The organism is Ruegeria sp. CI1, from assembly GCF_056536925.1.
In genome coordinates this window covers 195,129-205,604 of sequence record NZ_JBQFQP010000008.1, presented here as the reverse complement: position 1 = coordinate 205,604, position 10,476 = coordinate 195,129, and the positions used below count along the sequence as shown (strand labels likewise).

The window sequence follows — 10,476 nt, the reverse complement described above, 5'->3', positions numbered from 1 at the left end:
CCTGCCGCAACTTCGAGACAATTTCTTCAGGCTTCGGTCGCTTGTTTGCCATTTCTGATCCTCCGTTTCCTAATCTTAACGGTGGACCCATTCAAATGGGGAGCCTCAGCAGTATGAACAAACCACCTAAACCAATGATTACTACTGCCGTTGTGAGCGCGCACGCGAGCAATCCCCAGAACGTCAGATATGGACGGAGCTTGCCCTGCTGTTGTTGTGAAGGGGTGTCAGCTGCGTTCATGTTTCGTGCCTAATGCTTTGAATAATAGTGACGTTAGAGCATCTGCGTGTGGGGCAAACAACCCAAAAGTGTTCCTCAGGGCAGTAACTCCTCCAAACTAACTCACCTTGCTCATTCCATTACGCAGCCGGGTCGTTGACGTAAATCACATATCATGACACAGACTCTTACACATCCGGAGTCGATGGAGACATTCGGAGCGAAAAATCGTTTGTTTTCAGTGGTGCTGATCGCGCATTGCGCGCCCTACCGCCGGAGCCAACAGATTTGAAAAGGGGTTCGACACATGGTGTCGGATCCCTTTTTATCTTGGCCGCCACGCGTATGGCATATTACCGCCCAGTTTTCCCGCACACTCAGCAAGGAATGGCTCAACGCACCGGAATGACGGGATTTTCCTGAATCTTCCCCTTTAATGCCCTCAGAATGAAAGCCATGTCTGGGGCGAATTTGAAGGAGAACAGAATGTCCCGTATTCTTGTCATAGCTGTGCTACTGGCCGCCGCAGGCGCCAGTGCCTATTACATTCTCACACGACCCGAACCCACACCTGCCGAGCGTCTGGAAAATGCCGCGCAGGAGGCCGGCGACGCCGTCGGCGAAGCCGCACAAGCCGTAACCGAAGCCGCAAGCGAAGCCGTCCAGAACGCGACGCAACAGGCCAACGAGGCGGCATCCTCCGTCTCTCAACAAGCCTCTGACGCGGCCGATCAAGCAAGCGCCGCCGTCGATACCGCCGCCCAGGCCGCAAACGAACAGATTGCCGCATTGGGCGATCAGGGCAATGCGCTGATCCAGTCCTGGCAGGACAGCGGTATCCTGACCGAGGCCGGGTTCGACTACGACAAAATGATGACCGCAGTTCAGGCCAGCCCGCTGACCGAATCCGTCAAAGCCGAAGCGGCGACGATTCTTGCCGATATCAAGGCCGCGCCCGATACCTTTGCCGAAAAGTTCGAAGAGCTGAAAAAGTTGCTGGCGCAATAACCAAAAAGGGTTTGGCGGCCACGTCCGCCACGCCCCCCCCGGGCCGCGATTTCCGCCACGTCATCACAGCGCAAAATTGACGAACGCCCGCGCCGCATGCTTGGGTTGGATCATCCATTTCCAGAACCGGACCCGATTGTGACCCTAGCTGCCCCGACCTCCTGCGTCACTCCAGACAGCCAAACCAATATCGAATCAAGGATTTAACCGACGTTGCTCCGTTGAGACCTTTCGCTTGCCTGACCGATGCCAAGGATTGCCGATATGACCGATCTTCCCGAAACCATGTTCGCAATCCTGCAAACGCATGACGGTTTTTCCGGCACCGCGACCGGACCTGAAATCACCGATGCCGCCGACTGGCTGGCCGGGGCCGAGATACCGGTGCCGACCCCCGGGCCGGGACAGGTCCTGATCCGTCTGCGCGCAGCTTCGGTCAACCCGTCCGATCTGCACTTCATCAAGGGCGAATACGGCCAGCCCCGCGTCAAGGGCGCTCCGGCGGGGTTCGAAGGGTGTGGCGACGTGGTCGCGACCGGAACCGGGGCCGAAGGGTTGCAGGGACAGCGCGTGGCCTTTGTCGCCGCTGGCGCCGGCGCCTGGGCGGAATACGTGGTCACACAGGCGCAGATGTGCATCCCCTTGCGTCCCGATATCTCCGACGAGGACGGCGCGGCGCAGATCGTGAACCCCATGACAGCCATGGCGATGGTCGATATCGCCCGCACCGAAGGCGAGGCATTTGTGCTTTCCGCCGCAACCAGCCAGCTGGGCAAGCTGATGTGCAGCCTTGGGCGCGATCTGGGCCTGAAACCCATCGCTCTCGTCCGGCGCGCCGAAGCGGCAGACGCACTGAAACAGTTGGGCGCGGCCGAGGTTCTGGTCACCTCTGATCCGGAGTTTGCACAGAAATTCGCGGCGCTCAGCAAGGATCTGAAACCGCGCGTGTTTCTGGATGCCGTCTCGGACCAGGTGTCGGAACAGGTCTTTACCGCGATGCCCAACAATGCGCGCTGGATCAGTTACGGCAAGCTCAGCGCCGAGTTACCCAGCCTCACGCAGATGGGGCAGCTCATCTTCATGGGCAAGCGGATCGAAGGGTTCTGGCTGACCCGCTGGATGACGGACACGCCGCCCGCCGACCAGATGCGCGTTGTGGCCGAGGTGCAGGCCCGTTTTGCCGATGGCCGCTGGAAAACCGACGTCTCGGCCCATCTGCCATTGCGAAAGGTTGTTTCAGGCCTGGCGGGCGCCCTGAAAAAGACGGATGGAAAGGTGATGATCACACCGTAATATGGCCTTGACCCCGGCGAAGTGAGGAGCGCCGGGTCATGACAAGGGACGCCGGGCCCACCGGCGCGGGGAGGACAAGTTGGACAACGTGCAGCTGCTGATCAGCGGGCTGGCAAACGGCTGTGTCTACGGCCTGATCGCACTTGGCTTTGTGCTGATCTACAAGGCGACCGAGGCGGTGAACTTCGCGCAGGGCGATTTCATGATGCTGGGTGCCTTTGTGACCATCGGCCTGACCAACACCGAATATATGGGCCTGCCTTTCTGGCTGGCGCTGCCGGTTTCCTTGGGCATCATGGCTGGTCTGGGCTATCTGCTCGACCGCCTGATCATCCGGCGCATGTTTGGCGAAAGCCAGACCTCGGTCGTGATCCTGACCATCGCATTGGGCTTTGTGATCCGCTTTGTCGCCGGTCTGATCTGGGGGCATGAACCACAGACCCTGCAAAACCCGCTGGCGGGCAAGGAGGTGCGCTTTGGCGGCCTCGTGCTGGGGATGGAGGATGTCGCTGTCATCATCGTCACCATTCTGCTCACCTGGGGCCTTTATGTCTTTTTCAGCCGCACCAGGCTGGGTCTGGCGATGCAGGGCGCCTCGCAGAACCAGCTGGCGGCTTATTACATGGGCATTCCGGTCAAACGGATTCAGGGCCTGATCTGGGCCCTGGCCGGTGCGGTCGCGGCCGTTGCGGGCATCCTCTTTGCCGCCAAGGGTTCGGTCGATCCCAATACCGGGCTTTTGGGGATCAAGGCCTTTGCGGCGGCGGTGATCGGCGGCTTCGGCAGCCTGCCGGGCGCGCTTGCGGGCGGGCTGATCGTGGGCGTCATCGAACCCTTTGCCAGCCGTTACATCGCCGCCGGCTACAGCCAGATCGCCCCTTATGCGCTTTTGCTGGCGGTCCTGATCTTCCGCCCGCACGGCCTGTTCAGCCAAGTGCGCGTCAAGAAGGTCTAGCCCCATGCGGATCGTGTTCAAAACCAACTACATGCAGGATATCCGCCCGTGGAAAGACGGCTATCAGCTCGGCCTCTATCTGGTCCTACTGGCCGTTGTCGCCCTCGCGCCGTGGTGGCTGGACGATTTCTATCTGGGCGAGTTGACCAACGTCCTGATCTGGGCCATTGCCGGGCTGGGCCTGATGATCCTGACCGGCCATACCGGGCAGGCCAGCCTCGGCCATGCCGCGTTTCTCGCCATCGGCTGCTATGCCAACGTCATCCTGATCGAGGTGGGCGTGCCGTTCCTCATCGCCTTCCCGCTGGCTGGGCTGATCACCGGCATCGCGGGCGCGATCATCGCCATCCCCGCCCTGCGTCTGCATGGCATCTACCTGGCGATCTTCACGCTGGCGCTGTCGATCCTGATGGACGACATCATCGTCCTCAGCGAGCCGATCACCGGCGGCGTCGCGGGCAAGTACATTGGCGGGGTCGAGATCTTTGGCGTCCTCGTCGATCGCTGGAGCACACCCGTCCCGTTCTACTGGCTGACCCTCATCGTCACCGTTCTGGTGACGCTGGGCTATATCAACCTGCTGCGAGCGCCGCTGGGCCGCAGCTTCATCGCCGTGCGCGACTCCGAGGTGTCGGCACAGGCGATGGGCGTCGATATCTCGCGCACCAAGACCGTCTCGTTCGGCATCTCCTGCGCCGTAACCGGTTGGGCCGGAGCGTTGATGGGGCTCTATTCCGGTGCCTTCAATAACGAAACCTTCAGCGTGGTGATCTCGATCCAGCTTCTGATGATGATCGTCATTGGCGGCCTCGGCTCGATCCACGGGGCATTCTTCGGCGCCATCGTCATCGGCTTCCTGCCGCAGTTCCTGTCCATCGCCAAGGAATATGTCGGCGCCGTCATCGGCGGCAACACCGTTGCCATCCCGGGCCTGGAATTCGGCGTTTTCGGCATGATCCTGATCGCCTTCATCCTGTTCGAGCCGATGGGCATCTACGGCCGCTGGCTGAAGATCCGCACCTGGTTCGAACTTTTCCCCTTTTACCGCAAGGACATGTTCCGACGGCAGAAATCCTATCTGAAAACGGAGCGTCTGAGATGAGCCTGCTGGAACTGGAACACGTCACGCTTAAATTCGGCGGCCTGACGGCGGTGGACGATCTGACCTTTTCCGTCCACGAGGGCGAGGTATTTGCAATCGTCGGCCCCAACGGCGCCGGAAAATCCACCGTTTTCAACCTGATATCGCGCTTTTATGATCCAGCTCAGGGATCTGTCCGGTTTGACGGCCACGACCTGCTGGCGGTCAAACCATCGGGCGTTGCGGCCTATGGCGTGGCCCGGACGTTTCAGAACATCGAACTGTTCGAACACGCCACCGTGCTGCAAAACCTTCTGGTCGGGCGGCACCGCCACCGCAAAAGCAACCTGCTGACCGAGCTGTTTTTCACTCCCTCGGCCAAACGGCAGGAACTGGAAAACCGCGAAAAGGTCGAAGAGATCATCGATTTCCTCGACCTGCAGGCCTATCGCGACAAGATGATCGCCGGCCTGCCCTATGGCGTGCGCAAAGTGGTCGAGGTCGCCCGCGCGCTGGCGACGGAACCGCGCCTGCTGCTGCTCGATGAACCTGCCTCGGGGCTCTCGGTCGAGGAAACCACCGACATGCGCTGGTGGATCGACGATATCCGCCGCCAGATGGGCATTACCGTATTGATGGTCGAACATGACATGGGGCTTGTCTCGGGCGTCTCCGACCGTGTGCTGGCCATGGCCGATGGCGCGAAACTCGCCCTTGGAACACCCTCGCAGGTGCAATCCCACCCCGCCGTGATCGAGGCATACCTTGGGAAAGCATCATGAGCGAACCCATCCTCAAGATCCGCAATGTCGAAAGCTTCTATGGCCCGATCATGGCCATTCGCGGCGTGTCGCTTGATGTGCATGCCGGGCGCATCGTTTCGATTCTGGGCGCCAACGGCGCGGGCAAGACCACGCTGATGAAGACCGTCTCGGGCGTGATGGATCCGGAAAAAGGCACGATCACCTTCGAAGGCGAAGAAATACAAGGGTCCGAGCCGCACAAGGTGGTGCAAAGGGGGATCGTCCACGTTCCCGAAGGGCGTGAGGTCTTTCCCCTGCTCACCGTCGACGAAAACCTGAGTCTCGGGGCCTATACCATTAAAAACAAAACACAAATCGAACGGGACAGGGATATGGTCTTTTCCTATTTCCCGATCCTCGGGGACCGCCGCGATCAAGAGGCCGGAACGCTGTCGGGCGGACAGCAACAGATGCTGGCCATCGGCCGGGGCCTGATGGCAAACCCCAAGATCATGCTGCTGGACGAACCCTCATTGGGCCTGTCCCCCATTCTGGTGCAGGAAATTTTCGCCATCCTCAAACGCCTGAATACGGAACAGAACATGACGATGATGCTGGTCGAGCAGAATGCCAGCGCCGCGCTTGAACTGGCTCATGACGGTTACGTCATGGAGGTCGGGCGGATCGTCATGGATGGGCCCGCCAGCGAGTTGATGAAATCCGAAGACATCCAGAACTTTTATCTGGGCGTTCAGGAAGAAGGCGCGCGCGAAAACCGCCGCTGGAAACGCAAAAAGACGTGGAGGTGAGCAAGATGGACGCCAGCCGCCTGCCCGCGCAAACCCTCATCAACAGTGTCAGCTTCAACGCCACGCCGGGCCAGCGCCCGGTTCTGGTCGACGGCACCACAACCATCGCCGGATTGTTCCAGAAACGTTGTGCCGAACTGGGCAAGCGGACCGCGCATCGCGAAAAGGATTTCGGCATATGGAAATCCTACTCTTGGGCGGATTACTGGCAACACGCCAAATGGATCGGCCTGGCCCTGCGCAAGCTCGGCCTGCAACGCGGCGACGTCGTCTCGATCCTGTCCGAAGACCGCAAGGAATGGGCCTGGTTCGACATGGGGATCCAATGCGTCGGCGGCATCGCATCGGGCGTCTACACCACCGATTCCGCCAGCCAGCTGTCCTATCTGGTCACCGACAGCGACAGCCGCTTTCTGATCGTCGAAGACGAAGAGCAACTGGACAAGTTCCTGCAGATCGAAGACGAAGTTCCGGGCCTTTCAAAGGTGATCATTCTCGAAGACGAGGGGCTGCACGATCTCGACCACCCCCGCTGCATGATGATTGACCACTTGTATGAAATAGGTCGTCAGGCCGAACAGGATCAACCCGGTGTGTTCGAGGCCCAGATTGCCCTGGCGCAACCCGAAGACATCGCTTTGCTCATCTACACCTCCGGCACCACCGGACTGCCCAAAGGCGCAATGCTCAGCAACGAGAACATTTTGTCCGCCATCGAAGCGGGTGCGCACGGCCTGCCCTCGTTCGAGACCGACGAACAGCTATGTTTCCTGCCGCTCTGTCATATTCTGGAACGCGACGTTTCGATCTATTTCCCGCTCGCCTCCAAATCCACGGTAAATTTCGCGGAAAGCCCCGAGACGGTTTTTGCCAACCTGCAGGAGGTCTCCCCCAACACCTTCACCGCCGTCCCGCGCGTATGGGAAAAAATCTACTCGCAGGTCCTGATCATGGCGCAGGAGGCCACGCCCATCGGCCAAGCCGCATTCGCCATGGCGTTGCAAGCAGGACAAAGGCGCGCGCGCTATCTCCTCCGGAACGAGCCTGTCCCCGCTTCCGTGGCCGCCCGGTTCTGGGTCTGGGACCGGCTGGTTTTACGCAACCTGCGCCGGATGCTGGGCATGGACAGGTTAAGGCGCGGCGGAACGGGCGCCGCCCCGATCTCGCCCGAGTTGCTGAAATGGTATTGGGCGATCGGGGTTCCTCTGGTCGAAGGGTACGGCATGACCGAGACCTCGGGCATCGCCACGATCAACACGCCGGGCAAGAATCGGATCGGTACAATTGGGAAAGCCGTACCCGGAATCGATGTACGAATTGCACAGGACGGCGAAATACAGGTGTACGGTTTGAACACTTTTCAGGGTTACTGGCGCAACAATGAAAAAACCGCCGAAACCTTCACCGCCGACGGATGGCTTCGCACGGGCGATATCGGGCGTATGGACGACGACGGTTTTGTCACCATCACCGGCCGCCTGAAAGACATCATCATCACCGCCGGCGGCAAGAACATCACGCCGGCCGAGATCGAAAGCCGCCTGAAATTCAGCCACTATATTTCCGATGCAGTGATCATCGGCGACCGGCGCAAGTATCTGACGGCATTGATAATGATTGATCAGGAGAACGTCGAGAAATACGCTCAGGACCACAAGATACCGTTTTCGAACTTCGCCTCGCTTTGTGCCGCACCCGAGGTTCGCAGCCTGATCGGAGCCGAAATTGAGGCAGTAAATCAAGAGTTTGCGCGCGTCGAACAGATCAAGGATTTCCGCCTGATCGATGTCCTTCTCACCGCCGAGGACGAGGAACTGACCGCAACGATGAAACTGAAACGGAGCTTCGTTGAAATGAAACACGCACATCTGATCGAAGATATGTATTGATAAAACATGGGATTACCCAAAAGGGAGGAGAGAAATGAGAAAGACAATTCTGAGGCTCGCCGCCGCCGCGGCCCTGACGGCAACGGCTACATTGACCAGCGCCGAAACCCAGGGCGTCACCGACGATGAAATCGTCATTGGTTCGGTCAACGACCTCTCCGGCATTTTCGCCGCCGTCGGCGTTCCGGCAGTAAAAGGCGCCAACGTGGTCTTTGACCGGGTGAACGCAGAAGGCGGCGTTCACGGCCGCAAGATCCGCTATGTCGTTGAAGACAATGGATATCAGATGCCTCGCGCGATGCAGGGCTACAACAAGCTGCTCAATCGCGACAAGGTGTTCGCAATGCTGCAAAGCCTTGGCACCCCCATGAACCTTGCCGGCTTCAAGCTGCTGGATCCCAAGGGCATTCCGAATGTCGCGCCGCTGTCTGCCGCGCGCCAGATGCTGCAGGACCCGATGCACAATAAATTTACTTCGTTTTCAAGCTATTACGACCAAAGCCGGGTGGGCGTCAAATACCTGACTGGCGAGTTCGGTGCAGAAAAAGTGTGCACCATGTATTTGCCGACGGACTTCGGAAAGGAAATCCTCGAAGGCTCCAAGGCGGGCGCGGAAGAGGCCGGCATCGCGTTTGCAGCCGAGACAACCCACAAACCCGACGAAACCGATTTCGTCGGCTCGCTCAGCAAACTGAACGAAGCCGGCTGCGACATCGTCACCATCGCCCTGGGCGTTCGCCAGGCCATCACGGTTGTTGGCACCGCAAAAAAGATGGGCCTGAACGACATGAAGTTCATGGGCACCTCTGCCAGCTTCCTGACCGTCGTGGCACAAGTCCCCGGTGGTGTCACCGACGGCTTTTTTGCCGCTGCTTCCTGGCAGGATCTTTGGGCACGGGCGGACGAACCGGCCCCCAAGGCGTTTATCGAGGAATACAAGGCCGCCACCGGCGAAGACGCGGTTGGTTTTGCCATGCTCGGATATGCGGCGGCGGAAATGATGGTCAGGGCGCTTGAGGCCGCTGGCCCGGACCTGACACAGGAAAGTTTCATCGCCGCAATGGAAACCCTGAACTACCAGGATGATCTGGTGGGCAACCACATGACCTATGGGCCAGACGATCATCAGGGTGCTGACTCGGTCTACGTCAATGTGGTCGAGAATGGCGCGTGGAAGAAAATCCACGAAGAGTAATCGGCCTCGGGCGCTCTCCGTTCAGGAAAGCGCCCTTTTCGTTAATCCTGGTCAGTTTGATTTTCGATTGTAATTCAACAACATCTGTTCCGGCAAAATAGTGCCGGATCCAACAAATCGGTTGCCGCCGAAACCGGCAACGCGTCATAGTCCGGGCATGAGCGGCCCATCACTGACACAGGAATTTTCCGACGGTCGCCTCTTGATCCGGTTCAAGGGGCGGTTGTTGACGCAGTTTCTGGGCCAGGCGGAAACGCAATTGGCTCAACTCCGTTCCGATGCTGATGTGGTCGCGTTTGACCTGTCAGGGGTCGAGGCCATCGACACCGGCGGTGCGTGGCTGATCGCGGACCTTCAAAAACGGTTGGAAAAGGCGAACACGCCGGTTTCGATCATTGGCGCGTCGCAGGCGCAGAACGCCCTGATCACGACCGTGGCGAAAAGTCTGTCCGATGAAGCAGCAGCGCAGGAACCACCACGCGGGTTTTTGCCATGGGTGGAACATATCGGCAAAGGCACGGTCGCAGCGTGGAAGGACACGCTGTCGATCCTGAACTTTCTGGGACTGACCCTGCATCGGCTGGCCCGTTCAATGGTGATGCCATGGCGGTTGCGTGCCGCGCCGTTGGTAACGCAGATGGAAGAAACCGGTCTCAAGGCTGTTCCGATCATTGCCCTTATGGGGTTCCTGATCGGGGTGGTTCTGGCTTTTCAGGGATCTACCCAGCTCAAACAATTCGGGGCCGAGGTCTTTGTGGTCGAACTGATCTCGATATCGATCCTGCGCGAGCTGGGCATCCTTCTGACCGCAATCATCGTTGCCGGTCGATCCGGATCGGCCTTCACCGCCTCCATCGGCTCGATGAAGGTGCAGGAAGAGATTGACGCCATGCGAACCATCGGACTGGACCCGATCGAGGTTCTGGTCGTTCCCAGAACGCTCGCGTTGCTGATCGTCCTGCCGATCCTTGGCTTCATCGCGGATATATCCGGCCTGATCGGCGGCGCAATCATGAGCTGGATCGACCTTGGTGTCAGCCCGGGCATGTTCGTGACCCGACTGAAAGACAACACGGATGTCTGGCACCTTGCGGTCGGTCTTATCAAGGCCCCGTTCTTTGCCCTCGTGATCGGGGTCATCGCCTGCTGGCAGGCAATGCAGGTTCAGGGATCGGCCGAAAGCGTCGGGCGCCGAACCACGGCATCGGTGGTGCAATCCATCTTTATGGTCATCGCGCTGGATGCTCTGTTCTCGATCTTTTTCTCGGAAGTCGGGGTCTGAC

The 10,476-nt window shown here is 59.3% G+C and carries 9 protein-coding genes; all 9 read left to right on the top strand.

Annotated elements, in window-relative coordinates:
- Nucleotides 1–706: 706 nt before the first annotated feature.
- The gene (locus ACR0LZ_RS11820; protein ID WP_480750004.1) at nt 707–1,228 is read left to right on the top strand and encodes a hypothetical protein; all 522 of its coding nucleotides are present in this window, start codon (nt 707–709) and stop codon (nt 1,226–1,228) included.
- Nucleotides 1,229–1,492: 264 nt separating this feature from the next.
- Nucleotides 1,493–2,521: an alcohol dehydrogenase catalytic domain-containing protein gene (locus ACR0LZ_RS11815; protein WP_480750003.1), complete on the top strand. Its 1,029-nt coding sequence runs from the start codon at nt 1,493–1,495 to the stop codon at nt 2,519–2,521.
- A 79-nt stretch (nt 2,522–2,600) separates the two neighbouring features.
- Nucleotides 2,601–3,476 carry a branched-chain amino acid ABC transporter permease gene (locus tag ACR0LZ_RS11810; RefSeq protein WP_480750002.1) on the top strand — a complete coding sequence of 292 codons (876 nt, stop codon included), beginning with the start codon at nt 2,601–2,603 and terminating at the stop codon, nt 3,474–3,476.
- 4 nt (nt 3,477–3,480) lie between these two features.
- Entirely contained in the window at nt 3,481–4,578 is a 1,098-nt protein-coding gene (locus ACR0LZ_RS11805; RefSeq protein WP_480750001.1) for a branched-chain amino acid ABC transporter permease, read from the top strand.
- Nucleotides 4,575–5,339, top strand: a complete 765-nt coding sequence (locus ACR0LZ_RS11800; RefSeq protein ID WP_480750000.1) for an ABC transporter ATP-binding protein — start codon at nt 4,575–4,577, stop codon at nt 5,337–5,339. The genes ACR0LZ_RS11805 and ACR0LZ_RS11800 overlap by 4 nt, the downstream gene beginning before the upstream one ends.
- Nucleotides 5,336–6,109 carry an ABC transporter ATP-binding protein gene (locus tag ACR0LZ_RS11795; protein ID WP_480749999.1) on the top strand — a complete coding sequence of 258 codons (774 nt, stop codon included), beginning with the start codon at nt 5,336–5,338 and terminating at the stop codon, nt 6,107–6,109. The genes ACR0LZ_RS11800 and ACR0LZ_RS11795 overlap by 4 nt, the downstream gene beginning before the upstream one ends.
- Nucleotides 6,110–6,114: 5 nt before the next feature.
- Complete coding sequence (locus ACR0LZ_RS11790; RefSeq protein WP_480750011.1) at nt 6,115–7,998, top strand: AMP-dependent synthetase/ligase; 1,884 nt, start codon at nt 6,115–6,117, stop codon at nt 7,996–7,998.
- A 34-nt stretch (nt 7,999–8,032) separates the two neighbouring features.
- Nucleotides 8,033–9,193, top strand: a complete 1,161-nt coding sequence (locus ACR0LZ_RS11785; protein WP_480749998.1) for an ABC transporter substrate-binding protein — start codon at nt 8,033–8,035, stop codon at nt 9,191–9,193.
- Between the two features lie 157 nt (nt 9,194–9,350).
- Nucleotides 9,351–10,475, top strand: a complete 1,125-nt coding sequence (locus tag ACR0LZ_RS11780; protein ID WP_480749997.1) for an MlaE family lipid ABC transporter permease subunit — start codon at nt 9,351–9,353, stop codon at nt 10,473–10,475.
- Nucleotide 10,476: the final 1 nt, after the last annotated feature.

Coding starts and splice junctions, on each gene's coding strand:
- ACR0LZ_RS11820 (WP_480750004.1), top strand. CDS start 707: ATGTCCCGTATTCTTGTCATAGCTGTGCTACTGGCCGCCGCAGGCGCC.
- ACR0LZ_RS11815 (WP_480750003.1), top strand. CDS start 1,493: ATGACCGATCTTCCCGAAACCATGTTCGCAATCCTGCAAACGCATGAC.
- ACR0LZ_RS11805 (WP_480750001.1), top strand. CDS start 3,481: ATGCGGATCGTGTTCAAAACCAACTACATGCAGGATATCCGCCCGTGG.
- ACR0LZ_RS11800 (WP_480750000.1), top strand. CDS start 4,575: ATGAGCCTGCTGGAACTGGAACACGTCACGCTTAAATTCGGCGGCCTG.
- ACR0LZ_RS11795 (WP_480749999.1), top strand. CDS start 5,336: ATGAGCGAACCCATCCTCAAGATCCGCAATGTCGAAAGCTTCTATGGC.
- ACR0LZ_RS11790 (WP_480750011.1), top strand. CDS start 6,115: ATGGACGCCAGCCGCCTGCCCGCGCAAACCCTCATCAACAGTGTCAGC.
- ACR0LZ_RS11785 (WP_480749998.1), top strand. CDS start 8,033: ATGAGAAAGACAATTCTGAGGCTCGCCGCCGCCGCGGCCCTGACGGCA.
- ACR0LZ_RS11780 (WP_480749997.1), top strand. CDS start 9,351: ATGAGCGGCCCATCACTGACACAGGAATTTTCCGACGGTCGCCTCTTG.